This window comes from Streptomyces sp. NPDC055099 (assembly GCF_053607685.1).
In genome coordinates this window covers 135,400-156,827 of record NZ_JBSGUA010000014.1, presented here as the reverse complement: position 1 = coordinate 156,827, position 21,428 = coordinate 135,400, and the positions used below count along the sequence as shown (strand labels likewise).

General features: G+C 69.5%; 22 protein-coding genes and 1 riboswitch. Of the genes, 14 read left to right on the top strand and 8 right to left on the bottom strand.

Annotated elements, in window-relative coordinates; genetic code table 11:
* Window position 1: 1 nt before the first annotated feature.
* Genes ACWFRU_RS30420 through ACWFRU_RS30410 form a run of 3 tightly spaced genes read right to left on the bottom strand, consistent with a single transcriptional unit; the run spans window position 2 to window position 2,418 of the window.
* Window positions 2–1,270, bottom strand: a complete 1,269-nt coding sequence (locus tag ACWFRU_RS30420) for a betaine/proline/choline family ABC transporter ATP-binding protein (protein WP_453691314.1) — start codon at window positions 1,268–1,270, stop codon at window positions 2–4.
* The gene (locus ACWFRU_RS30415; protein WP_453691406.1) at window positions 1,263–1,910 is read right to left on the bottom strand and encodes an ABC transporter permease; all 648 of its coding nucleotides are present in this window, start codon (window positions 1,908–1,910) and stop codon (window positions 1,263–1,265) included. The genes ACWFRU_RS30420 and ACWFRU_RS30415 overlap by 8 nt, the downstream gene beginning before the upstream one ends.
* Window positions 1,911–1,947: 37 nt before the next feature.
* Window positions 1,948–2,418 (bottom strand): Lrp/AsnC family transcriptional regulator, encoded by a 471-nt coding sequence (locus tag ACWFRU_RS30410; RefSeq protein WP_160505290.1) that lies wholly within the window; start codon window positions 2,416–2,418, stop codon window positions 1,948–1,950.
* 133 nt (window positions 2,419–2,551) lie between these two features.
* Here ACWFRU_RS30410 and hppD point away from each other — a divergent pair, with 133 nt between their 5' ends.
* Genes hppD through ACWFRU_RS30390 form a run of 4 tightly spaced genes read left to right on the top strand, consistent with a single transcriptional unit; the run spans window position 2,552 to window position 4,940 of the window.
* The gene (gene hppD / locus ACWFRU_RS30405) at window positions 2,552–3,721 is read left to right on the top strand and encodes a 4-hydroxyphenylpyruvate dioxygenase (protein ID WP_453691313.1); all 1,170 of its coding nucleotides are present in this window, start codon (window positions 2,552–2,554) and stop codon (window positions 3,719–3,721) included.
* Between the two features lie 52 nt (window positions 3,722–3,773).
* A complete protein-coding gene (locus ACWFRU_RS30400) occupies window positions 3,774–4,073 on the top strand; it encodes a hypothetical protein (RefSeq protein ID WP_453691312.1) in 300 nt (99 codons plus the stop codon).
* Window positions 4,066–4,353 carry an SH3-like domain-containing protein gene (locus ACWFRU_RS30395; protein WP_453691311.1) on the top strand — a complete coding sequence of 96 codons (288 nt, stop codon included), beginning with the start codon at window positions 4,066–4,068 and terminating at the stop codon, window positions 4,351–4,353. Before ACWFRU_RS30400 ends, ACWFRU_RS30395 begins: the two co-directional genes overlap by 8 nt.
* Window positions 4,353–4,940, top strand: a complete 588-nt coding sequence (locus tag ACWFRU_RS30390; RefSeq protein WP_453691310.1) for a nitrile hydratase subunit alpha — start codon at window positions 4,353–4,355, stop codon at window positions 4,938–4,940. The genes ACWFRU_RS30395 and ACWFRU_RS30390 overlap by 1 nt, the downstream gene beginning before the upstream one ends.
* A gap of 8 nt (window positions 4,941–4,948) precedes the next feature.
* Here the strand turns inward: ACWFRU_RS30390 and ACWFRU_RS30385 are convergent, their stop codons facing one another.
* Complete coding sequence (locus tag ACWFRU_RS30385) at window positions 4,949–6,502, bottom strand: tetratricopeptide repeat protein (protein WP_453691309.1); 1,554 nt, start codon at window positions 6,500–6,502, stop codon at window positions 4,949–4,951.
* 98 nt (window positions 6,503–6,600) lie between these two features.
* Here ACWFRU_RS30385 and ACWFRU_RS30380 point away from each other — a divergent pair, with 98 nt between their 5' ends.
* Window positions 6,601–7,980 carry an FAD-binding oxidoreductase gene (locus tag ACWFRU_RS30380; protein ID WP_453691308.1) on the top strand — a complete coding sequence of 460 codons (1,380 nt, stop codon included), beginning with the start codon at window positions 6,601–6,603 and terminating at the stop codon, window positions 7,978–7,980.
* Between the two features lie 42 nt (window positions 7,981–8,022).
* Here ACWFRU_RS30380 and ACWFRU_RS30375 read toward each other — a convergent pair whose 3' ends face one another.
* Entirely contained in the window at window positions 8,023–8,502 is a 480-nt protein-coding gene (locus tag ACWFRU_RS30375; RefSeq protein WP_363211451.1) for an SsgA family sporulation/cell division regulator, read from the bottom strand.
* Between the two features lie 221 nt (window positions 8,503–8,723).
* On the opposite strand from ACWFRU_RS30375, the gene ACWFRU_RS30370 reads away from it, so the two are divergent.
* Together ACWFRU_RS30370 and ACWFRU_RS30365 are read left to right on the top strand one after the other, a co-directional pair.
* Window positions 8,724–10,241, top strand: a complete 1,518-nt coding sequence (locus ACWFRU_RS30370; protein WP_453691307.1) for an RDD family protein — start codon at window positions 8,724–8,726, stop codon at window positions 10,239–10,241.
* Between the two features lie 74 nt (window positions 10,242–10,315).
* The gene (locus tag ACWFRU_RS30365) at window positions 10,316–10,993 is read left to right on the top strand and encodes an RDD family protein (protein ID WP_453691306.1); all 678 of its coding nucleotides are present in this window, start codon (window positions 10,316–10,318) and stop codon (window positions 10,991–10,993) included.
* A 57-nt stretch (window positions 10,994–11,050) separates the two neighbouring features.
* Here the strand turns inward: ACWFRU_RS30365 and ACWFRU_RS30360 are convergent, their stop codons facing one another.
* Window positions 11,051–11,344, bottom strand: coding sequence for a hypothetical protein (locus ACWFRU_RS30360; RefSeq protein ID WP_453691405.1), 294 nt, complete (start codon window positions 11,342–11,344; stop codon window positions 11,051–11,053).
* Window positions 11,345–11,841: 497 nt separating this feature from the next.
* Between ACWFRU_RS30360 and ACWFRU_RS30355 the strand changes: the two genes are divergently transcribed.
* Window positions 11,842–14,256, top strand: a complete 2,415-nt coding sequence (locus ACWFRU_RS30355; protein ID WP_453691305.1) for an immune inhibitor A domain-containing protein — start codon at window positions 11,842–11,844, stop codon at window positions 14,254–14,256.
* A 147-nt stretch (window positions 14,257–14,403) separates the two neighbouring features.
* Complete coding sequence (locus ACWFRU_RS30350) at window positions 14,404–14,757, top strand: hypothetical protein (protein ID WP_453691304.1); 354 nt, start codon at window positions 14,404–14,406, stop codon at window positions 14,755–14,757.
* Between the two features lie 70 nt (window positions 14,758–14,827).
* Here ACWFRU_RS30350 and ACWFRU_RS30345 read toward each other — a convergent pair whose 3' ends face one another.
* Window positions 14,828–15,412: an isochorismatase family protein gene (locus ACWFRU_RS30345; RefSeq protein ID WP_453691303.1), complete on the bottom strand. Its 585-nt coding sequence runs from the start codon at window positions 15,410–15,412 to the stop codon at window positions 14,828–14,830.
* A gap of 126 nt (window positions 15,413–15,538) precedes the next feature.
* Window positions 15,539–16,867: a nicotinate phosphoribosyltransferase gene (locus ACWFRU_RS30340; RefSeq protein ID WP_453691302.1), complete on the bottom strand. Its 1,329-nt coding sequence runs from the start codon at window positions 16,865–16,867 to the stop codon at window positions 15,539–15,541.
* An 80-nt stretch (window positions 16,868–16,947) separates the two neighbouring features.
* Here ACWFRU_RS30340 and clpS point away from each other — a divergent pair, with 80 nt between their 5' ends.
* The 5 genes from clpS to ACWFRU_RS30315 all read left to right on the top strand — a co-directional run bounded on the left by clpS (window position 16,948) and on the right by ACWFRU_RS30315 (window position 21,381).
* Window positions 16,948–17,262 carry an ATP-dependent Clp protease adapter ClpS gene (gene clpS, locus ACWFRU_RS30335; RefSeq protein ID WP_453691301.1) on the top strand — a complete coding sequence of 105 codons (315 nt, stop codon included), beginning with the start codon at window positions 16,948–16,950 and terminating at the stop codon, window positions 17,260–17,262.
* Window positions 17,263–17,273: 11 nt separating this feature from the next.
* Window positions 17,274–17,870, top strand: coding sequence for a DUF2017 domain-containing protein (locus ACWFRU_RS30330; RefSeq protein WP_453691300.1), 597 nt, complete (start codon window positions 17,274–17,276; stop codon window positions 17,868–17,870).
* 393 nt (window positions 17,871–18,263) lie between these two features.
* On the top strand, window positions 18,264–19,739 hold the full coding sequence (locus ACWFRU_RS30325) for an amino acid permease (protein ID WP_453691299.1): 1,476 nt from the start codon (window positions 18,264–18,266) through the stop codon (window positions 19,737–19,739).
* Between the two features lie 101 nt (window positions 19,740–19,840).
* Window positions 19,841–20,263 carry a Mov34/MPN/PAD-1 family protein gene (locus ACWFRU_RS30320; RefSeq protein ID WP_453691298.1) on the top strand — a complete coding sequence of 141 codons (423 nt, stop codon included), beginning with the start codon at window positions 19,841–19,843 and terminating at the stop codon, window positions 20,261–20,263.
* A 2-nt stretch (window positions 20,264–20,265) separates the two neighbouring features.
* Window positions 20,266–20,383: riboswitch (cobalamin riboswitch) on the top strand.
* 44 nt (window positions 20,384–20,427) lie between these two features.
* On the top strand, window positions 20,428–21,381 hold the full coding sequence (locus ACWFRU_RS30315) for an ABC transporter substrate-binding protein (RefSeq protein WP_453691297.1): 954 nt from the start codon (window positions 20,428–20,430) through the stop codon (window positions 21,379–21,381).
* Window positions 21,382–21,428: the final 47 nt, after the last annotated feature.

Below are 21,428 nucleotides of genomic sequence, written 5' to 3'. Positions count from 1 at the left end.
TTCACGCCTTCGCCTCCCCTCCGGGGCCTTCCTGCTCGTGGTGGGTCAACTCGGCGCGCTGCGCCTCCAGTTCGTGCTGGTGCTCCATCGCGTCGAGCCGGTCGGCCTCCAGCATTTCGTGGACGGAGTTCATCAGCGTCTCCATGTCCACGACGCCGGTGTACTCACCGCGCCGCCCGGTGACCGCGACCCGCCCAGCGTTGTCCGTGAGGACCGCTTCGAGCGCGTCGCGCAGAGTGGCGTCACGGGTGACCGTGTCGTGGACGAGCGTGCCCGCGCGGGCCAGTGAGCCCCTGGCGCGCATCAGGTCGCCGCGCCGCAGCCACTTGTAGGGGCGGCGGCGCTTGTCCAGGAGCAGCAGTTCGTTCGTGCCGCTTTCCCGCAGCTTGTCGAAGATGGTCTGGAGCGGGTCGTCGACGGTCACCGTCGCGAAGTCGGCGATCTCCACGTCGCGTACGCGGGTGAGGTTGAGCCGCTTCAGGGCCGCGCCCGCGCCCACGAAGCCCGAGACGAAGTCGTCGGCGGGGTTGGTGAGGATGGCTTCCGGGGTGTCGAACTGCGCGATGTGCGAGCGCTCCCGCAGGACCGCGATGCGGTCGCCGAGCTTGATGGCCTCGTCGAAGTCGTGCGTGACGAAGACGATCGTCTTGTGCAGCTCGTGCTGGAGCCGGATCAGCTCGTCCTGGAGATGGTCGCGGGTGATCGGGTCGACCGCGCCGAACGGCTCGTCCATCAGGAGCACGGGCGGGTCGGCCGCCAACGCCCTTGCCACGCCGACGCGTTGCTGCTGGCCACCGGAGAGCTGGCGCGGATAGCGGCCGTGGAACTCGGCCGGGTCGAGCCCGACGAGGTCGAGCATCTCCTCGACCCGGGACTTGATCTTCGCCTTCCCCCAGCCGATCATCTTCGGCACGATGGCGATGTTCTGGGCGACCGTCATGTGCGGGAAGAGCCCGGAGGACTGGATCGCGTAGCCGATCTTCCGGCGCAGCCTCACCGGGTCCATGTCGGTGACGTCCTCGCCGCCGATGCGGATACGGCCGCTGGTCGGCTCGATGAGCCGGTTGATCATCTTCAGCGTGGTCGACTTACCGCAGCCCGAGGGTCCGACGAGGATGACGATCTCGCCCGCCTTGATCTCCATGCTGACGCTGTCCACCGCCGGGTCACCGCTGCCCGGGTACCGCTTGGTGAGGTGTTCCAGCTCGATCGTCGCGCCCGTGGTCCCGGACTCGGACGCTGACACAGTCTCGGACACGGTCTCAGACACGGATACCCCTCGAGATGGTCAGGCGGCCGATCAGGACGAACGCGGCGTCGAAGAGCAGGGCCAGGACGATGATCCCGAGCGTGCCCGCGAGCACCTGGTTGAGCGCGTTCTTGCTGCCGAGCGAGCCGATGCCGCGGAAGATCTCGTTGCCGAGGCCGGGTCCTGACGCGTACGCGGCGATGGCCGCGATGCCCATCAGCATCTGCGTGGAGACGCGGATGCCGGTCAGGATCGGCGGCCAGGCCAGTGGCAGCTCCACCCTGACGAGACGTGCGGCACGCGACATCCCGATGCCCTTCGCCGCGTCGACGAGCGAGGGGTCGACGCCGCGCAGGCCGACGATGGCGTTGCGCACGATGGGGAGCAGGCCGTAGAGGGTCAGGGCGATGACCGTCGGGGCGACTCCGAGGCCGACGACGGGGATCAGCAGACCGATCATGGCGAGCGAGGGGACGGTCAGGATCGTGGAGGTCGCGGTCGTGGCCAGATTGCCCGCCCACGCGCTGCGGTAGGTGACGACGCCGATCAGCACTCCGACGACGGTCGCCACGACCATGCACTGGAAGACCGCGCTGGCGTGCTGGTACGCGTCCGTAAGCAGCTGCTGGTGGCGGTTGCCGAGGTAGTCCCAGAAGTTCACTGAACTGCTCACCTGCCCGTCTCGCGGTCTGCCCGCGTCAGGTGTCCTCCGATGCCTGTTCGACCAGCGGGATGATGCGCAGCGGAACAGGGTTCTCCATGACGATCGCCGTGGAGGCCCGGACGATGCCATCAAAACCCACCACCCGGTCGATCACACGTTGGAGATCCGCGTTCGAACGGGCCACCAGACGGCAGAGCATGTCGCCGTGACCGGTGATGGTGTGCAGTTCGAGCACCTCGGCGACGGTCGCCAAATGTGCCCGTACGTCGGCGCCCTGGCCCTGTTTGATCTCCAGCGTCGCGAACGCGGTGACGGGGTAGCCGAGGGCCGCGGGGTCGACCTCCGGACCGAAGCCGCGGATGACTCCGTTCGACTGAAGGCGGTCCATCCGGGCCTGCACGGTCCCGCGCGCGACGCCCAGCCTGCGGGACGCCTCCAGGACGCCGATACGGGGCTCGCGGGCGAGCAGCACGATGAGCCTGCCGTCCAGATGATCGATCGTCATGGTGCGCTCAGCTCCGCTTCGGGGGTGGTCATCATGTACAGATAGCCCGCTCATCCTGGCCTGTCGCCATACAAATTGCCCACTGAATACGCAAACTATTGCGCACCTTGCGATACGGCGGGAGCCTGCGGACATGGCAGCTACCGCGAACACTCAGCCCACGTCAGCCGTCTCCGGCACCCCCCACACCGCACGCGAGGCCGATCCCTTCCCGGTCAAGGGAATGGACGCGGTCGTCTTCGCCGTGGGCAACGCCAAGCAGGCGGCCCACTACTACTCCACGGCGTTCGGCATGAAACTCGTGGCGTACGCGGGACCGGAGACCGGCAGCCGCGAGACCGCCTCGTACGTCCTCACCAACGGCGGCGCCCGCTTCGTGCTCACCTCCGTCATCAAGGCGTCCACGGACTGGGGCAACTTCATCGAGGGCCACGTCGCCGAGCACGGTGACGGTGTCGTCGACCTCGCCATCGAGGTGCCGGACGCGCGCGCCGCGTACGCGTACGCCGTCGAGCACGGCGCCCGCGGCCTCACCGAGCCGTACGAGGTCAAGGACGAGAACGGCACGGTCGTCCTCGCCGCCATCGCGACGTACGGCAAGACCCGTCACACCCTCGTCGACCGCAGCGGTTACGACGGCCCCTACCTGCCCGGCTTCCAGGCCGCATCCCCGATCGTCGAGCCGCCCGCCAAGCGCACCTTCCAGGCGATCGACCACTGCGTCGGCAACGTCGAGCTCGGCAAGATGAACGAGTGGGTCGCCTTCTACAACAAGGTCATGGGCTTCACGAACATGAAGGAGTTCGTGGGCGACGACATCGCGACCGAGTACAGCGCGCTGATGTCGAAGGTGGTCGCGGACGGCACCCTCAAGGTGAAGTTCCCCATCAACGAGCCCGCCATCGCCAAGAAGAAGTCCCAGATCGACGAGTACCTGGAGTTCTACGGCGGCGCGGGCGTCCAGCACATCGCCCTCGCCACGAACGACATCGTGGAGTCCGTACGCACCATGCGCGCGGCCGGGGTGCAGTTCCTGGACACCCCCGACTCGTACTACGACACGCTGGGCGAGTGGGCCGGCGAGACCCGCGTCCCGGTGGAGACCCTGCGCGAGCTGAAGATCCTGGTCGACCGCGACGAGGACGGCTACCTGCTCCAGATCTTCACCAAGCCGGTCCAGGACCGTCCGACGGTCTTCTTCGAGATGATCGAGCGGCACGGCTCGATGGGCTTCGGCAAGGGCAACTTCAAGGCGCTGTTCGAGGCGATCGAGCGGGAGCAGGAGAAGCGCGGCAATCTGTAGAGATCGACCTTGAGCAGGGGCTGCCGGAAGGGTTCCGCATTAGGGTGCGGGCATGGCCAGGATCAATGACGTCGGCGGGATGACGGGCTTCGGGCCCATCGACACCACCGACGACACGGAGCCCTTCCACGCGGACTGGGAGGCGCGGGTGTTCGCGCTCAACAGTGCGCTGGTGCGTGAAGGCGTCTACAACCTGGACGAGTTCAGGGACGCCGTGGAGACGATGCCGCCGGGTGAGTACCTGGCGGCGTCGTACTACGAGCGGTGGTTCCACGCGATCCGGGTGCTGTTGGTGCGCAAGGGCGTGCTGACGGCCGGTGACGTGAGCCGGCTGGGTGAGCGGGATGGGTGACCGTTTCGTCCCGGGCGCCCGCGTCCGCACCGTCCACCACGACCCGGCCCACCACACCCGTCTGCCGCGGTACGCCCGCGGCAAGTCGGGCGTGGTGATCGAGCCCGAGGGGCGCCACCCGCTGGCGGACGTCAGCTCCCAGGGGCGGGGTGACGCGCCGGTGGAGCAGGTGTACGCGGTGCGGTTCGCCGCGTGGGAGCTGTGGGGCGAGGGGGAGCACGGGGTGGTCCTCGACCTGTGGGAGAGCTACCTGGAACCCGAACCCTCGGAGGACGGCTGATGTCCGGCACGCACGACGACGCGGTGATCTCCCGCCAAGTACGGGGTCTGGAAGCCCTGTTGGAGGAGCGGGGGATCGTCGCGGGGGTCGTCCTCGACGAGGCCCTGGACGCGTTCCTCGCGGGGTCGTCCCCGCTGAACGGGGCGCGGGTGGTGGCGCGGGCGTGGACGGACCCCGCGTTCAAGGAGCGCCTGCTCGCGGACGGTACGTCGGCGGTGGCGGAGCTGGGCTACGCGGCGGGCGGGGTCCAGCCGCAGCGGCTGCGGGTGGTGGAGAACACCGCGCACGTCCACAACGTCGTCGTCTGCACGCTGTGCTCCTGCTATCCGGTGCGTCTCCTCGGCCCGTCCCCGAGCTGGTACAAGAGCGAGGCGTACCGCTCCCGGGTGGTGCGGGAGCCGCGGGCGGTGCTCGCGGAGTTCGGCCTCGTTCTGCCGCCCGACACGCAGATCACGGTCTGGGACTCCAGCGCCGAGACCCGCTACATGGTCCTGCCCCGGCGGCCCGACTCCGCGGCCTCCCTCCCGGAGGCGGACCTCGTCGGGCTCGTCACCCGCAACGCCCTGATCGGCACGTCCCAGCTCTGACCCCCGGGTCAGCTCTCGCTGGAGCGAGGCTTCGACGGGGACGGGGACGGGGAAGGCAGCGGGGCCGGGCGTTCGCCACGGGGGGCGTACATCTGGGCCGGGCCGCCCGAGGGAGGATCGCCCAGGCGCTTCAGGGCGGCCCGCGCCGCAGGGGCGAGCAGCGGGGAGAAGTAGGGGTTCCGGCGCATCGCCTCGCCGATGTGACGCCGAGCCGCACCGTACTTGCCCAGGTCCCTCTCGATCTGCCCCCGGTGATAGGCGTACACCGCGACCAGCGGGCCCTTCTCCGTGGCCCGCTTCGCGTACTTCAGGGCCTCCTTGTCCTCGCCGGACCGATGCAGCGCCCAGCCCAGCGCGTCCGCCACCTGCGGACTGGCGTGCCGCTTGAACTCCGCACGCAGGCGCTCCACCGCCGCGTCCGCGTCCCCGTGGTCCGCCTCGAAGAGGCCGAGGATGCGCTCGTCGTTGACGCCGTTGACCCCCTCCTGCTTCACCCGGGCCCGCAGCACGTCGTACTGCGCCCGGGCGGCCGGACCGAGCCGCAGCGACTCGTACAACTCGCCAAGCTCCAGGGCGTACTCCGGGGCGGGCTGCTTGACCAGCGCGCTCTGGTAGGAGCGCAGGGCCTCCGACGTACGGCCCAGGGCGGCGAGCGCGCGGCCCTTCCCGGCGAGGGAAGGGTGATGGTCCGGGTCCGCGACCAGCGCCGCCTCGTAGTAGCGCAGGGCCTCCGCCGGATCGCCCCGTTCCCAGGTCAGCTCGCCCACCCGGTACAGGCACACCGCCTTCTCCGCGGGCCCCTCCGCGAGCGCCGCCGCGTCCGTCAGCTTCGCCGCCGCGTCCTCGCGCCAGCCGCGGTCCCGGTAGACCTGCCCGGACCGCACCATCACCGAAGGGATGTCCGCGTTCAGCTCCTGGAGCGTCTCCAGGGCCTTCCCCACACCCTTCGCGTCCCCCAGTCCGCCGTACGCCTCGATCAGCGCCGGATAGGCCGACCACCGCTTCGGCGCGAGCCTGACCGCGCCCTCGGCCCACTTCTTGGCCCCACGGAAGTCGTGCCGCGCGTTCGCCAGCGCCGCCATGCCCGTCAGCGCCTGGGCGTTCCCCTCCGGGCGGGTCCTGAGGGACGTACGCAGCGCCGCCTCCGCCTTGGGGTAGTACGCGGAGTCCGCGGTCCGAAGGCCCCGCTCGACGTAGGCGGCCCCGAGCACCGCCCACGACTCGTCGTCCCCCGGATGCTTGCGCAGATGCGCCTCCCGCTCCTCGATCAGGACCGTCAGATCGGGCAGCGCCGCCGGAGCCCCGGCCCCCGCGGCGGCCATCGCCCGCCCGGCGGGACCAAGAGCGGGCGGCGCCGCCTTCCCGTCCGAGCCGGGCAGCAGCACCACCACACCGCCGAGCACCACACACCCGGCGACGGAGGCGACGAGGACCCGCCGCAGGGCGGGGGAGCGGCGCGCGCCCGGCGACTCGCTCCAGAGACGGGGCGCGGCCACCGGCCGCGCCTTCTCGGCCTTGCCGGCCTGCTCCGTAACGGATTCGGACCCGGTCTCGATCTCCATGGCGCTCACTGTGCGTCAATACGAAGAGCACATCACGGCACGTGGACGGGCGTCGCACACGGGTTCACACCGATGGCCCCGGGTGCGAGGCTGTGATCATGAGCCGCACACTCATCGAACGTCTCTGTGTCGGGCGCGAGGCACTCCCCGCCGACGCCGTCCTCACGGACCCCGACATCACGTCCTCGTACGCGAACGACATGGCGAGCTTCTGCGACGCGGGCACCCCGGCCGTCGTCGTCCTGCCGCGCACCGTCGAACAGGTCCAGCACGTCATGCGCACCGCGACCGAGCTACGGGTCCCGGTGGTCCCGCAGGGCGCCCGCACGGGCCTGTCCGGCGGCGCGAACGCCAGCGAGGGCTGCATCGTCCTCTCGCTGGTCAAGATGGACCGCATCCTGGAGATCAACCCCGTCGACCGGATCGCGGTGGTCGAACCCGGCGTCGTCAACGCCGCCCTCTCCCGCGCCGTCAACGAACACGGCCTCTACTACCCGCCGGACCCGTCCAGTTGGGAGACCTGTACCATCGGCGGGAACATCGGCACGGCCTCGGGCGGCCTGTGCTGCGTGAAGTACGGGGTGACGGCGGAGTACGTGCTCGGCCTCGACGTCGTCCTCGCCGACGGACGGCTCATGAGCACCGGAAAGCGCACCGCCAAGGGCGTCGCGGGCTACGACCTCACCCGTCTCTTCGTCGGCTCCGAGGGCAGCCTCGGCATCGTCGTCCGCGCCACCCTCGCCCTGAAGCCGCAGCCGCCCCAACAGCTCGTCCTGGCAGCCGAGTTCGGCTCGGCGAAGGCCGCCTGCGACGCCGTGTGCAAGATCATGGAAGGCGGGCACGTCCCCTCCCTCCTGGAGCTGATGGACCGCACGACCATCAGGGCCGTCAACGCGCTGGCCCACATGGGCCTGCCGGAGACCACCGAGGCACTGCTGCTCGCCGCCTTCGACACCGCCGACCCCGCGGCGGACCTCGCGGCCGTCGGCGCGCTCTGCGAGGCCGCGGGTGCCACCCAGGTGGTACCGGCCGAGGACGCGGCGGAGTCCGAACTGCTGCTCCAGGCGCGGCGGTTGTCGCTCACCGCGCTCGAAGCCGTCAAGGGCACGACGATGATCGACGACGTGTGCGTGCCGCGCTCCAAGCTCGCCGCCATGCTCGAAGGCGTGGAGCGCATCGCCGACAAGTACAGCCTCACGATCGGCGTCTGCGCCCACGCCGGCGACGGCAACACCCACCCCACCGTGTGCTTCGACGCCGCCGACGCCGACGAGGGCCGCCGGGCCCGCGAGTCCTTCGACGAGATCATGGCCCTCGGTCTGGAACTCGGCGGCACGATCACCGGCGAACACGGCGTGGGCGTCCTGAAGAAGGAGTGGCTGGCGCGCGAGATCGGCCCGGTGGGCGTGGAGATGCAGCGCGCCATCAAGGCAGCCTTCGACCCGCTCTCCCTCCTCAACCCCGGCAAGCTGTTCTGACGCTTCGGCAAGCAGCGCTGACCCTGGCCCCCGTGAGCCGGCTCACTCACCGTCCGTGGACTCGTCCGAGGGCCAGGGGTCCCGCAGCCACAGGTCGTCGGCGCGGCCCGTGGTCGGCGTGAGCAGCTCGGCGAGGCCGTCGTCGATGCCGAGCCGCTCGGCCTCAGAGCCCGGAGGGACCACCCGCAGGGTGCGCTCCAGCCAGGCGGACACGGCGGGCGCCGGCGCCTCCAGGAGGGCGTCCCCGTCGGGTGAACTCAGCGCCATCAGGACGACGCTGCGCCCCTCGACCTTGGTCGGCCAGACCCGTACGTCGCCGTGTCCGCAGGGCCTGAACACCCCCTCGACCAGCAGTTCGCGGGCGAACGTCCAGTTCACGGGGTGCTCGGAGCCGATGTGAAAGGCGATGTGGACGGCGTAGGGGTCGTCGGTGCGGTAGCTGAGGCGGGCCGGTACGGCGATCGCGCGTTCCGGGGACAGGACGAGTTTGAGCTCGAGCTCGCGTTCCACCACGGTGTGCATGTCGGTGCTGTTCCTTCCTTGTCCTGGGCCCTGGAGCGGGCCCGTGCAAGGAGAGAGCGCGGTGGACGCCGAGCATTACGCGGGTTCCGGAAACTTTTTTCGTACGTGGTTGAACTGTGCCCGGAAAGTGGTCTGTAGGGCAGGAGTAGCCCAGGCGGACGCGAGGGTCTGATAGATGTGTAGCCTCAAAAAGACCCCCGAGCAGATACGGGACGACGGACATGAGCGCCCCAACTCCGGCCGCAGGCGACGACAGGCCCCGCGAAGGCTACTACCCCGATCCGTCCATTCCCGGATATGTCCGGTACTGGAACGGCGCGGCCTGGGTGCCCGGGACCAGTCGTCCCGCCCCGACCGACGGCGAATCGCTCCCGGCACCTCCGGGGGCGGGGACCGGGGCCGCGGCGCCCGCACCCGCGGAGGAGACCGGGCCGCACTTCTTCGACGAGGAGCCCATGCCGGGGTCCGGCGCGACGGGCGGAGCGGCGGGCGGTACGGCGGACGCCGAGGTCTCGCAGCACGGGGCCAGGCCCGAACCCGCCTCCGCGTGGCAGGCGGACGCGGCCCGGCAGACGGGGCTCGGCGGTGAGCAGGACCGGCGCGTTTCCTGGGGCGAGCCCGAGCCCGAGTCCGAACCCGAGCCCGAGCAGCGGGACGCCTCGCAGGCGGCCGGCAGTCCGCGGGACCCGCGGGTGCCTTCCTCCGCGTCCCCCTCCCCGGAGGGGAACGGGCCCGGCACCGTGCAGATCCGCGCGGTCAAGCCGGGGGCGGGCACACCGCCCGAGCAGGAGCAGCCCTCGACGGAGGGCACCGTGACGTTCCGCAGGCCCTCGGGTCCGGTGCGGCCCACCGCGGCCTCGCCCGGCACCGAAGGCACCATGGCGATCCGGGCCCTGCGCCCGAAATCCTCCGGTGCGGCGGCGCAGACCCCGGCGCCCGCGCAGACCCCGGCGCCCGCGCAGACCGCCGTACCTCCGCAGGCCGTCGTACCCCCGCAGGCCGCCGCGCCCGCCCCGGCGCCCGCCCCCGCTCCGGCACCCGCGCCCGCGCCCGCTCCCGTGCAGCCCACCGTCCCGCAGCAGGGCGGTTCGCCCGGTGGTGCGGCCACGCCCGTGACCTCGGGGCCCGGCGGCGGCTCGCCCTCGTGGGCGCAGCAGGTGCACCAGCTCGCCGAGGGCGACGGACAGCAGCAGCCCGTCGTGCCGTGGAAGCCCGTGGCCAGCGACCCGTTCCTCGCGATGGCGCAGAACCAGGCGGCGGGACGCCCCGCGGGGCTCGGCAAGCGGTTCGCAGCCCGGCTCATCGACACCCTGGTCCTGGTGGCCGTGACCGGCGCCGCCGCGCTGCCGCTCGGCGCGAAGGCCGCCGACCACGTCGACAGCAAGATCGACGCGGCGAAGATGTCCGGCGAGAAGGTCACCGTGTGGCTGCTCGACGGCACCACGGCGGGATATCTGGGAATGGTCCTGGCCGTACTGCTCCTCTTCGGCGTGCTCTACGAGGTGCTGCCCACGGCCAAGTGGGGACGGACCCTCGGCAAGAAGGTCCTCGGGCTCCAGGTGCGGGACATGGAGGAGCACGAGACGCCGTCGTTCGGCTCGGCGCTCAAGCGCTGGCTCGTCTACGCGGTGCCGGGAGTCCTGGTCATCGGGGTCGTCGGCGTCCTGTGGGGCCTGTTCGACCGGCCCTGGCGGCAGTGCTGGCACGACAAGGCCGCCGGAACGTTTGTGGCGGGTTAGCCCACCGGGCGCCCCTTAACCCGGACAGCCGCTCGCCGGATGCGCCACCGGCGCACTCGCGGTCGACTCGGCCCATGAGCACCGAACCGCCGCAGTACCCGCCGCCCCCCGACGACAACGACCCCTTCAGGAAGCAGCCCCCGCAGGATGGCGGCTCTCCCTACGGCGCGCCACCGCCCGGCAGCGGCTCCGGCTCGCCCTATGGCACACCGCCGCCGCCCCCGCCGTACGGCGGCGGTGGAGATCCCTACGGGGGGAGCGGCGGCGGAGGCATGTACGGCGGAGGGAACGACCCTCTCGCCGGGATGCCGCCCCTGGCGGAGAGCGGCAAGCGTGTGCTGGCCCGCATCCTCGACATGATCCTCGTCGGCGTGGTCGTCTGGCTGCTCTCGTGGGGCTTCGGCACGAGCGAGTTCGACGTCGACCCGGACAAGGTCGAGTACGGGAAGAGCTTCGGGCAGTCGCTGCTCGCCGCCGTGCTCTACATCGCGTACGACAGCTTCATGATCTCCAGGACGGGCCAGACCCTGGGCAAGAAGTGGCTGGGGCTGCGGGTCGCGAACCTCAACGACGGGGCGACCCCCACCCTACAGACCGCGCTCGTCCGCGCGGCCGTCCTCTGGCTGCCGTTCGCGTTCTGCTGCGCCTGCATCTGGACGGCGATCTGCGGCGGCTGGAGCTTCTTCGACAAGCCCTACAAGCAGGGCCTGCACGACAAGGCGGCCAAGACGGTGGTGGTCAGCACCGGCTGACCGCGGCAGACCGCCGCGGCGGCAGGGACATCGGTGGTTCGGGCGGGCTCGTGATCCTCACGGGCCCGCCGGCTCGCGCACGGACTCGGCGAGCACGGGAGCGGAGGTTCGCTGGACGGGGACGCGCTCCTCGGTGGCCCTGGCGGCGGGAGCGACGCGTTCGCCCGGCGCGGCCGCGGGTTTCGGCTGGGGGACCGTCATCGCCACCAGTAAGCCGAGGCCGAGGGCGGCGACGGCTATCACCGCGACCGCGAGGCCCGAACTCGTCTGGGAAAGCAGCAGCATGGCGAGCGTCGAGAAAATGACCGTCAGCGTGCCGTAGGTGACTTGAGCAGGGGTCGGACGAGGCAGCGGCATGGGACGAGGCATGGCGTAATCCGTCCTCGGGACAGCGGATGCGGGGGTGGTCGTGCCCGGTGTGGAGCTGTGGTCTAGCCCAATATCAAGCTGTATACGAATCAAAGGGTGCCTGGCTGCGGCGACTTGAGAAGTGCCGCCTCGCGCAGTAGCGCACCGTCGATTGACTCTATTCCGCTGCATGCCCGACGGGAACGGGCGGTAAGCGTGACCTAACCCACGGTGCGGCAGCACAGGGGGCGCACGGGTTCATGGCGTCCATCAAGTGGACGGTGGGACGCGCCTGTTGACCATGCGGGCAAGCGGGCGTGCACGTCCGGATACCGGATCGCCGAACCTGCATAGTGTACTTGGCCTGTTCAAGTCAAGGTCTGTCTTTTCTTCCGTATCTCCGGTCCAATGTCGTCACTTGTGACGCGTATCGCGCGCGGACCTCCTCCGACCGGGACCTCGGCCCGCCTTCGCGCGGACGCGGGGGAGGACATCATCAAGTGACAGTCAGCAGACGGACGTTCAGAGCCACCGCGGCCGCCGTGGCCATGGCCGCGGCAGCCGCCACGTTCTCGGCAGCCACCGCGTCGGCCGAGGAGAGTGGGCCGAGCGGGGCTCCCGCCATCGACCGGCAGGACCCGAGCAGGGCCAAGGCGCAGGTCGACCACGACCTCGAGGGGCCCTTCAGCAAGCAGCAGGCCCAGCAGCGCAAGGCCGCCCTTCAGCAGGTCATCGAGGGCGACGCCAAGGTGCAGAAGCGCGGCGGCTCCCAGGTCGTGAAGCTCGACGACAAGAAGTACGTCGAGCTCGGCCGGGAGAAGACCGACAAGATCTTCACGATCCTCGTCGAGTTCGGCGACAAGGTGGACGACACCACCATGTACGACCCGGACGGCCCGGAAGGACCCGAGGCGCCGGTCAAGAAGTACGGCGGCAAGCCCGGCCCCGCGCACAACCAGATAGCCGAGCCGGACCGTGCGAAGGACAACAGCACGGCCTGGCAGAAGGACTACAACCAGAAGCACTTCCAGGACCTCTACTTCGGTGAGGGCAAGGACGCCAAGGGCAAGACCAAGCACTCCCTGAAGACCTACTACGAGAAGACCTCCTCCGGCCGTTACTCGGTCGACGGCGAGGTCTCCGACTGGGTCAAGGTCGACTACAACGAGGCGCGGTACGGCTCCAACTACTGCGGCGACTCCAACTGCGCCAACGTCTGGGACGCGGTGAAGGACGGCGTCACCGCGTGGACCAAGGACCAGAAGGCCCAGGGCCGCACGGACGCCCAGATCAAGGCGGACCTCGCCAAGTACGACCTCTGGGACCGCTACGACTTCGACGGCGACGGCGAGTTCAACGAGCCCGACGGGTACATCGACCACTTCCAGATCGTCCACGCGGGCGAGGACGAGTCGGCGGGCGGCGGCGCCGAGGGCGAGAACGCGCTGTGGGCGCACCGCTGGTACGCGTACGGCAGCGACGCCGGCAAGACCGGTCCGGCCGAGAACAAGGCGGGCGGCACGCAGATCGGCGACTCGGGCATCTGGGTCGGCGACTACACGATGCAGCCGGAGAACGGCGGCCTCGGCGTCTTCGCCCACGAGTACGGCCACGACCTGGGCCTGCCCGACCTGTACGACACCACGGGCAAGGGCGAGAACTCGGTCGGCTTCTGGTCGCTGATGTCGGCCGGTTCCTGGCTCGGCACCGGCAAGGACGCCATCGGTGACCTGCCCGGCGACATGACCGCCTGGGACAAGTTCCAGCTGGGCTGGCTCGACTACGCCAAGGCCAAGGCCGCGACGACGTCCGAGCACAAGCTGGGCGTCGCGGAGTACAACACCCGCCACCGCCAGGCGCTCGTCGTCGACCTGCCCAAGAAGGCCGTCACCACCACGGTCACCAAGCCCACCGAGGGCTCCAAGCAGTGGTGGAGCGACCAGGGCGACGACCTCAAGAACACCCTGACGCGCTCGGTCGACCTGACCGGCAAGTCCAAGGCCGCGCTCTCCCTTGACGGTTGGTGGGACATCGAGGCCAACTACGACTACCTCTACACCGAGGTGTCGACGGACGGCGGCGCCAACTGGACGCCCGTGGACGGGACCGCGGACGGCAAGCCCATCACGCGCGACGCCGGTGACAAGCCCGCGTTGACGGGTGCCTCGGGCGCGTACAAGAAGCTCGCGTTCTCGCTCGACGCGTACGCCGGCAAGAAGATCGACGTCCGGTTCCGTTACTCGACGGACGGCGGCGCGGGCGGCAAGGGCTTCGCGGCCGACGCCCTCGCGATCACCGCGGACGGCGCCAAGGTCTTCGAGGACGGCGCCGAGGGCGACGACAACGGCTGGACGGCGAAGGGCTTTTCGCGCATCGGCGAGTCCTTCACCAAGAAGTACGACCAGTACTACCTCGCCGAGAACCGCCAGTACGTGTCGTACGACAAGACCCTGAAGGTCGGCCCGTACAACTTCGGCTTCTCCAAGTCCCGTCCGGACTGGGTGGAGCACTACGCGTACCAGACCGGCCTCATGGTCTGGCAGTGGGACACCTCGCAGAAGGACAACAACACCAGCGCGCACCCCGGCGAGGGCCTGATCCTTCCGGTGGACGCGCACGCCAAGCCGCTCAAGTGGGCGGACGGCACCCTGCTGCGGAACAAGATCCAGCCGTTCGACGCGCCCTTCAGCAAGTACGCGACGGACAAGTTCACGCTCCACAACGCGGACGTCGCGCTGAAGATCAAGTCCCAGAAGGGCGTCCCGGTCTTCGACGACCACAAGGGCACCTACTGGTTCAAGGAGAACCCCACGGGAAGTGTCAAGGTCACTGACACCAACACCCAGATCAAGATCGTGAAGCAGCCGAAGGATGGCTCCTCGATCACGGTCCAGGTCGGCCCCTCCAAGAAGTAATCAGCGTTTTCGCAGGTCAAAGCATGATCGGCCGTCGCCCCCTAGCGGGCGGCGGCCGATCGTGTTTAGGTGCGTCCTGTGGATTTCTTATTGACACGGCGTCCGGCCAGGGGCGCCGTGCGACGTCTCACGGGGGTGTGACCAGCCATGTCCGCAGGAGGTTTCAGCAAGCTGCCGAACGGCAGCGTGGTGGTGGCCCTGACCCTGCCGAACCCGGCTCTGGGCGGCGGCAGCGTCCGCATGATCGTCCATGCGGTGAACCGCGCGAGGGCGCTGACACGCCTGCGGAACCTCGGCCTGCGGGCCGTCTATCTGCGGGGCAACGCGGAGCCGCCGACGCCGGACGAGATCACGGCGGTCCTGCATCACCCGGACGGGCTCATATGGCGTACGGCGCCGGACGCTGCGGCTGAGCTTTGGCATCCGATCAGGGCCTTGAAGCGGCAGACGCTTCAAGGGCAGAGACCGTCTGATCTGCCCCTGCGGGCCGGTGGGGGCTGATCGCGCCCACGCGGCGGAGCCGCACATGTCACAGCCCCGCGCCCCTTGGAGGCCCGCGGCTCTTGCGGGCCTAGACCACCGGCTTGCCCGTCAGCTCGACGCCCGCCGCCCGCAGCTCCTCCACAGCCCGCTCTGTCGTCTCCTTGGAGACGCCGGCGGTCAGGTCGAGCAGGACCGTCGTGCCGAAGCCCTCCCGGGCCGCGTCGAGGGCCGTGGCGCGCACACAGTGGTCCGTGGCGATGCCCACCACGTCCACCTCGGTGATCTTCCGGGCCCGCAGCCAGTCGGCCAGCGAGACGCCGTTCTCGTCGGCCCCCTCGAAGCCGCTGTACGCGGCCGAGTAGGCCCCCTTGTCGAAGACCGAGTCGATGGCCCCGGAGGCCACGGCCGGCGCGAAGTTCGGGTGGAAGCCGATCCCCTCCGTGCCCGCCACGCAGTGCGGCGGCCAGGAGCGGGCGTAGTCCGGCTGGTCGGAGAAGTGGTCGCCGGGGTCGATGTGGTGGTCACGGGTGGCCACCACGTGCCGGTAGCCCGCGGGTGCCTGGCCGATCAGCTCGGTGATCGCGGCGGCCACATCGGCACCCCCCGCGACCGCGAGGCTGCCGCCCTCGCAGAAGTCGTTCTGCACATCGACGACGATCAGGGCGCGGCGCATCGGGTGTCCTTCGGCTCGGCAAGACTCGTGGGAGTGGGGGACTCGGCCGGATGAACCGAGCGTAGAGACTTCGAACGCGAAGCGGGAGAGGGCGTTCGAACGCCCCTTCTCCGCTCCGGCGCACAATCAGATGTATTCCGTCGGGATGACGGCTTCGCCCTTCGACAGCTGCGTGGCCGACAGGGGCAGCCGGGCCCGCGCCGCCGCGTGCCGCTCGCGCACGGTGTCCAGCGGTTCACGTGCCACCACCTCACCGCCCTTGACCAGCTCGACCTGGAGCTGGTGGTCGGCGAGCTCCACCGGCACCGCTCCCGTGCCGATCACCTCGGCCTCGGCGACCCCGTGCTCGTCGGGCCGCCGCGCGGCCCACTTGCGACCGCCGACCGACGACTTGGCGCCGAGGGACTTCTTGGCGACCGGCTCCAGCGGGGCCTTCGGGTCCGCCGAGTGCGCGCGGGCCACCAGCTTGTAGACCATCGAACAGGTCGGGTGCCCGGAACCGGTGACGAGCTGCGTGCCCACGCCGTACGCGTCCACGGGCGCCGCCGCGAGCGAGGCGATGGCGTACTCGTCGAGGTCGGAGGTGACGACGATCTTCGTGTTGGCCGCACCCAGCTCGTCCAGCTGGTCGCGCACCCGGTGGGCGACCAGGAGCAGGTCACCGGAGTCGATGCGCACGGCGCCCAGCTCGGGCCCGGCGACCTCGACGGCGGTGCGCACGGCCTCCGTCACGTCGTACGTGTCGACCAGCAGGGTCGTGCCGGGACCGAGCGAGTCGACCTGGGCCTGGAAGGCGTCACGTTCGTTGTCGTGCAGCAGGGTGAAGGCGTGGGCCGACGTGCCGACCGTGGGGATGTCGTAGCGGAACCCGGCCGCGAGGTCGGACGTGGTGGTGAAACCGCCGACGTACGCGGCGCGCGAGGCGGCCACGGCCGCCAGCTCGTGCGTGCGCCGGGCGCCCATCTCGATCAGCGGGCGCTCCCCGGCGGCCGAGGCCATGCGGGAAGCGGCGGCCGCGATCGCCGAGTCGTGGTTGAGGATGGAGAGGATCACCGTCTCCAGGAGCACGCACTCCGCGAAGGAGCCCTCCACCCGCAGGAGGGGAGAGCCGGGGAAGTAGACCTCGCCCTCCGGATAGCCCCAGATGTCGCCGCTGAAGCGGTACGAGGACAGCCACCGGAGGGTTTCCTCGTCGACGACGCGGCGCTCGCGCAGGAAGCCGATGACGTCGGCGTCGAAGCGGAAGTTCTCCACGGCGTCCAGGACCCGGCCCGTCCCGGCCACCACTCCGTAGCGGCGCCCCTCGGGCAGTCTGCGCGTGAAGACCTCGAAGACGGAGCGCCGGTCGGCCGTGCCGGCCTTCAGCGCGGCCTGCAGCATCGTGAGCTCGTAGTGATCCGTGAAGAGCGCGGTCGACGGAACATCCACCGGCAGCCCAAGGTCCGCTGTGTTCATATGAAGGATGCTACCCCGCATCTCGTCACTCTGACGATTTCCTGAGTCCATTTGTGCGAGGGCCCCCTGCGGGTGGCAGCATGGGACAAGTGAGTACGGCTCCCGCAGAGATCACCCGCCCGGAATCGGCCGAAGAGACGTTCGCCGTCCCGGAGCCCGACGTTCCCTGGATCACGCTCGTCCACAACGACCCGGTCAATCTGATGAGTTACGTGACCTACGTGTTCCAGTCCTACTTCGGGTACTCGAAGGAGAAGGCCACGAAGCTCATGATGGACGTGCACCAGAAGGGCCGCGCGGTCGTCTCCACCGGCTCCCGCGAGGAGATGGAGCGCGACGTACAGGCCATGCACGGATACGGTCTGTGGGCCACCCTCCAGCAGGACCGGAAGTAGCGACGCATCTGATGCCAGGACAATTTGAAGCGATCCCCGGGGGCGGCGCGGCCGTCGCGCTCGACGAGGTCGAGATCTCGATCATCCGCTCCCTCGCCGTGCAGCTCCTGGAGCTGATCGGCCCGGGTCCGGCCGAGGACGCCTCCGACGACCCCCTCGCGGAGCTGTTCGCGGAGGGCCCGAGCGAGCCGCCCACCGATCCGGTCCTCCAGCGGCTCCTCCCGGACGCGTACGGCGGCCCCGGCAGCGAGAAGGACGATGCCGACGAACTGCGCGCGTACTCCTCGGAGTTCAGGCGCTTCACCGAGAACGACCTGCGGGCCAAGAAGCGCGACGACGCCCTGGTGGTGATTCGCTCCCTGGACTCCATGACGTCCAAGGGCGAGGGCGGCGCCGTCCTGAAGCTGTCGGCCGACGAGTCGAAGCACTGGCTCGGCGCGCTCAACGACCTGCGCCTGGCGATCGGCGCCCGCCTCGAGGTGACCGACGAGGACGACACGGACCTGCTCTACCAGCTGCCGGACTCCGACGCCCGCAAACCGATGGTGATGGCCTACCTCTGGCTCGGCGGCCTCCAGGAGACGCTCGTCTCCACGCTGATCGGCTAGAACTCCCGCGCGGGGTCCCCCGGGGAGTCGCGCGAGTCACACGCGGGCCGACCGGTGCATCCGCAAAGTCGATGTATGTAGCAGCGTTACCCCTCGTTCGCTCATCGGACGCTCAAATCCGGATAACGATCGCGTCACTTCAATGCACACTTTTGACGCGTCAAGGGAATTTTGTCCGGTTCTTCTCGTGGCATGGGCCACACGTGCCACGGCCGATCACTGTTGCGGGCGTGATAAATCTTCACGACCACTCGGTGACGCCACCCATGTCACCGATGGCGCTCGGGCCGGCAGACCGCCGGTAGCACTCCATCCATATCCGGGGGGATCAGGACCTGATCCGTGGCCATACGCAGACTGCGGGCACGGATCAGCGTGGAGAAAGGCGTCACCATGACCTCAGTGCAGGTCGAAGAGCATCACGACGGCAATGAGGCCGACGGAGCGGGCGGTTCGTCCGGTACGTCAGGCGAGGGATATCAGCGCGGGCTCGGCGCCCGGCAGATCCAGATGATCGCGATCGGCGGTGCCATCGGCACCGGCCTGTTCCTCGGCGCGGGCAAGGCCATTCACAAGGCCGGTCCGAGCCTCATCCTGGCGTACGCCATCGCCGGCCTTGTCATCTTCTTCATCATGCGCGCCCTGGGCGAGCTGCTCATGTACCGCGCCGTCTCGGGCTCCTTCTCGGAGTACGCGCGTGAATTCATCGGCCCGTTCTTCGGGTACGTGACCGGCTGGACGTACTGGCTCTTCTGGGTCGTCACCGGCATCACGGAAGTCACGGCAGCGGCCCAGTACATGCAGTACTGGACACACGACGCCATCCCGCAATGGGCGTACGCGCTGATCTTCACGGTCATCCTGTACGGCGCCAACCTGATCTCGGTGAAGCTCTTCGGTGAGCTCGAGTTCTGGTTCTCGATGGTCAAGGTCACCGCGATCATCGGCATGATCCTCATCTGCGCCGGCATCCTCACCATCGGCTTCTCCGACGCCGGTGACACCGCGTCCGTCTCCCACCTGTGGGACCAGGGCGGCTTCTTCCCGAACGGCATCGGCTCCACGCTGATGACGCTGCAGATCGTGATGTTCGCCTTCCTCGCCGTCGAGCTCGTCGGCGTCACCGCGGGCGAGTCCAAGGACCCGAAGACCGTCCTGCCCAAGGCCATCAACACCGTGCCGTGGCGCATCGCCGTCTTCTACGTCGGCGCGCTCATCATGATCCTCTCCGTCGTGCCGTGGACCACGTTCGAGCCGGGCGTCTCGCCGTTCGTGGCGGCCTTCCAGGAGATGGGCCTCGGCATCGGGGCCGCGATCGTCAACTTCGTCGTCCTGACGGCCGCGCTCTCCTCCTGCAACTCGGGCATGTACTCCACCGGCCGCATGCTGCGCGACCTCGCGCTCAACGGCCAGGGCCCGAAGTTCTTCACCAAGCTGACGAAGAACGGCCTGCCGCTGGTCGGCACCACCTTCTCGGCGACCCTGATGCTGGTCGGCGTCTGGATCAACTACCAGTGGCCGGGCGAGGCGTTCAACTACGTCGTCTCCTTCGCGACCATCTCCGGCATGTGGGCCTGGATCATGATCCTGATCTGCCAGATCAAGTACCGCCGCAAGGCCGACCGCGGCGAGCTGCCGCAGTCCACCTTCCGGGCGCCGGGCGCCCCGTACACGAGCTGGTTCGCGCTCGCCTTCATCGCGATGGTCATCGTCATGATGGGCATCGACGAGGACGCGCGGATCTCGCTCTACGCGGCTCCGGTCTGGGCCCTGATCCTGGGCATCGGCTACCTGGTCATGCAGAAGCGCAACGACACGCAGTCGACGGGTGGCGGCGAGGCGGGCCAGAAGGACCTCGCGAAGTCCTGATCACCGGCTGACGCACCTCGATTCACCGCCTGATCCCAGCATGTGGGCCGGTCCGTACCACTCTTCGGTACGGGCCGGCCCTTCTGCTTATCCTGGCTGCCATGCTGACCCTGACCCAGGCCCTTCACGACCAGATCGTCGCGCACGCGCGCCAGGACCACCCCGACGAGGCCTGCGGTGTGGTCGCGGGCCCGGAGGGAACCGGCCGCCCCGAGCGCTTCATCCCGATGCTGAACGCGGCACGCTCACCCACGTTCTACGAGTTCGACTCGGGTGACCTCCTCAAGCTCTACCGCGAGATGGACGACCGCGACGAGGAGCCGGTGATCGTCTACCACTCGCACACGGCGACCGAGGCCTACCCCTCGCGCACCGACATCACGTACGCCAACGAGCCGGGCGCGCACTACGTCCTGGTCTCCACGGCCGACACCGACGGCGCGGGCGAGTTCCAGTTCCGCTCCTACCGGATCGTGGACGGCGAGGTCACCGAAGAAGAGGTGAAGGTCGTCCAGGCATACTGAGCTTCACCTTTGAGGCGGCAGGACCCAGGAAGCCGGTGCGAGTCCGGCACGGTCCCGCCACTGTGACCCCACCCATCACGGGTGGGGCAGTCAGGAACTGACCTGCCGCCTTCTTCTCCCACGACGCAGGGGACGCGGAAATCCCCTGGAGGAGGCGCTCAGCCATGCCCCGCCCCATACGCGTGCTCATGACCGCGGCCCTGCTGCTCCCGCTCGCCGCGTGCTCGTCCTCCGGCGGCACCGACGCCAAGCCGGAGTCCAAGGCCCCCGGCTTCCCGTACACGGTCACGAACTGCGGCGTGAAGACGACGTACGAAGCACCCCCGAAGCGCGCCGTGACGATGAACCAGCACGTCACGGAGGTGATGCTGGAGCTGGGCCTCAAGGACCGCATCGCGGGCACGGCGTACCTGGACGACAAGGTCCTGCCGAAGTACGCGAAGGCGTACGCGGACACCCCGGTCCTGGCCAAGGAGTACCCCTCGTACGAGAAGCTCCTGGCCGCGAACCCCGACTTCGTCTACGGCGGCTACGCGAGCGCCTTCCTGGCGGGCGAGGGCCGCAGCCGCGGGGCCCTGGCGAAGTCCGGCATCGAGAGCCGCCTGAACGTCGAGGGCTGCGCGAAGCGGGCGGTGTCGATGGACGACGTCTACAAGGAGGTCCGCGAGGTCGGCAGCACGTTCGGGGTGCGGGCGCGGGCGGACAAGTGGGTGGCCGCGGCGAAGCGTGAACTGGCGCGGACGGAGGCGAAGCCGAAGAAGCCCGTCCCCGTCTTCGTCTACGACAGCGGCGACAAGACGGCCTTCACGGCGGGCGGCCGGGGCATCGGCAACGACATCATCGAACGGGCGGGCGGCCGCAACGTCTTCGCCGACCTGGACAAGTCCTTCGGCGACGCGTCCTGGGAGTCGGTGGTCGACCGCAAGCCCGAGGTGATCGTGATCCTCGACTACGGCGGCACGACGGTGGCCCAGAAGAAGAAGCGCCTCCTGGACGACCCGGTCCTGGCGGACGTACCCGCCATCAAGCACAAGCGGTTCGCGGTACTTCCGCTGTCGGACACGGTGGTGGGGGTACGGGCACCGGCTGCGGTGGGGAAGCTGGCGGCTCAGCTGTGAAGGGCCGGGCTCAGCCCGTGCGCCGGGTACTTCAGCCCGTCCGGCGT

What these genes read in the sequence shown, in the direction of transcription:
- ACWFRU_RS30410 (WP_160505290.1), bottom strand. Translation starts at nt 2,418, where the DNA reads ATGACGATCGATCATCTGGACGGCAGGCTCATCGTGCTGCTCGCCCGC.
- hppD (WP_453691313.1), top strand. Translation starts at nt 2,552, where the DNA reads ATGGCAGCTACCGCGAACACTCAGCCCACGTCAGCCGTCTCCGGCACC.
- ACWFRU_RS30400 (WP_453691312.1), top strand. Translation starts at nt 3,774, where the DNA reads ATGGCCAGGATCAATGACGTCGGCGGGATGACGGGCTTCGGGCCCATC.
- ACWFRU_RS30395 (WP_453691311.1), top strand. Translation starts at nt 4,066, where the DNA reads ATGGGTGACCGTTTCGTCCCGGGCGCCCGCGTCCGCACCGTCCACCAC.
- ACWFRU_RS30390 (WP_453691310.1), top strand. Translation starts at nt 4,353, where the DNA reads ATGTCCGGCACGCACGACGACGCGGTGATCTCCCGCCAAGTACGGGGT.
- ACWFRU_RS30385 (WP_453691309.1), bottom strand. Translation starts at nt 6,502, where the DNA reads ATGGAGATCGAGACCGGGTCCGAATCCGTTACGGAGCAGGCCGGCAAG.
- ACWFRU_RS30380 (WP_453691308.1), top strand. Translation starts at nt 6,601, where the DNA reads ATGAGCCGCACACTCATCGAACGTCTCTGTGTCGGGCGCGAGGCACTC.
- ACWFRU_RS30375 (WP_363211451.1), bottom strand. Translation starts at nt 8,502, where the DNA reads ATGCACACCGTGGTGGAACGCGAGCTCGAGCTCAAACTCGTCCTGTCC.
- ACWFRU_RS30370 (WP_453691307.1), top strand. Translation starts at nt 8,724, where the DNA reads ATGAGCGCCCCAACTCCGGCCGCAGGCGACGACAGGCCCCGCGAAGGC.
- ACWFRU_RS30365 (WP_453691306.1), top strand. Translation starts at nt 10,316, where the DNA reads ATGAGCACCGAACCGCCGCAGTACCCGCCGCCCCCCGACGACAACGAC.
- ACWFRU_RS30350 (WP_453691304.1), top strand. Translation starts at nt 14,404, where the DNA reads ATGTCCGCAGGAGGTTTCAGCAAGCTGCCGAACGGCAGCGTGGTGGTG.
- ACWFRU_RS30345 (WP_453691303.1), bottom strand. Translation starts at nt 15,412, where the DNA reads ATGCGCCGCGCCCTGATCGTCGTCGATGTGCAGAACGACTTCTGCGAG.
- ACWFRU_RS30340 (WP_453691302.1), bottom strand. Translation starts at nt 16,867, where the DNA reads ATGAACACAGCGGACCTTGGGCTGCCGGTGGATGTTCCGTCGACCGCG.
- clpS (WP_453691301.1), top strand. Translation starts at nt 16,948, where the DNA reads ATGGGACAAGTGAGTACGGCTCCCGCAGAGATCACCCGCCCGGAATCG.
- ACWFRU_RS30330 (WP_453691300.1), top strand. Translation starts at nt 17,274, where the DNA reads ATGCCAGGACAATTTGAAGCGATCCCCGGGGGCGGCGCGGCCGTCGCG.
- ACWFRU_RS30325 (WP_453691299.1), top strand. Translation starts at nt 18,264, where the DNA reads ATGACCTCAGTGCAGGTCGAAGAGCATCACGACGGCAATGAGGCCGAC.
- ACWFRU_RS30320 (WP_453691298.1), top strand. Translation starts at nt 19,841, where the DNA reads ATGCTGACCCTGACCCAGGCCCTTCACGACCAGATCGTCGCGCACGCG.
- ACWFRU_RS30315 (WP_453691297.1), top strand. Translation starts at nt 20,428, where the DNA reads ATGCCCCGCCCCATACGCGTGCTCATGACCGCGGCCCTGCTGCTCCCG.